Annotated in this window: 2 protein-coding genes; both read left to right on the top strand. The window is 46.9% G+C overall.

Going from position 1 to position 616, the window contains the following annotated elements; genetic code table 11:
- The coding region (locus tag TH606_RS11940) for a hypothetical protein (RefSeq protein ID WP_231887785.1) at nt 1-234 on the top strand (234 nt) is incomplete at its 5' end.
- A 45-nt stretch (nt 235-279) separates the two neighbouring features.
- A partial coding sequence (locus tag TH606_RS10915) for a coiled-coil domain-containing protein (RefSeq protein WP_068543992.1) occupies nt 280-616 on the top strand: 337 nt, incomplete at its 3' end.

Raw genomic sequence — 616 nt, 5'->3', positions numbered from 1 at the left:
ATCCCTCGCTCCGCTCGGGACAGGCGAAGCAGCCTCAGGGGCTGGGGAGACAATCAATTAAAATATTTTGTCAAGGCTCTATTATTAATGAAAGCGTATCGTATTAATGAAAGCGTAAAACAGATGGCAATTTTTGGGTTGTCATTGCGAGCGAAGCAATCTTTATCCCGAGCAGTGGCGAAGGGATCAGAGATCGCCACGGCGACTAAGTCGCCTTGCGATAATGCTCTGTAATGTAAAAATGCTCCATTAGTAAAATAAAGCTGGATGGAGAGAGCCATGGACATCAAAGAAGCCATAAGGTCAGCTATAAAAGATATGATTCTCCCGGAGCTTGAGCACATAAGGAAGGACCACCAGGAACTCAGGGTTCAGATGGAGCTTACGAATAAACGGCTTGACGACATGAACCGCCACCTGGTGGACCAGAGCCGCCGCATAGATGAGACCAACAAGCGTATAGATGAGACCAACAAGCGCATAGACGAAGTGCGTTCGGAATTAACTGCCAGGATAGACGAGACAAATAAGCGCATAGATGAGACTAATAAGCGAATAGATGAAGTGCGGGAAGATTTGACGAAACGCATAGACGAAGTCCGCACGGAATTAACGG

Source organism: Thermodesulfatator autotrophicus, assembly GCF_001642325.1.
GTDB lineage: Bacteria > Desulfobacterota > Thermodesulfobacteria > Thermodesulfobacteriales > Thermodesulfatatoraceae > Thermodesulfatator > Thermodesulfatator autotrophicus.
This window is presented reverse-complemented; position numbering and strand designations above follow the sequence as displayed.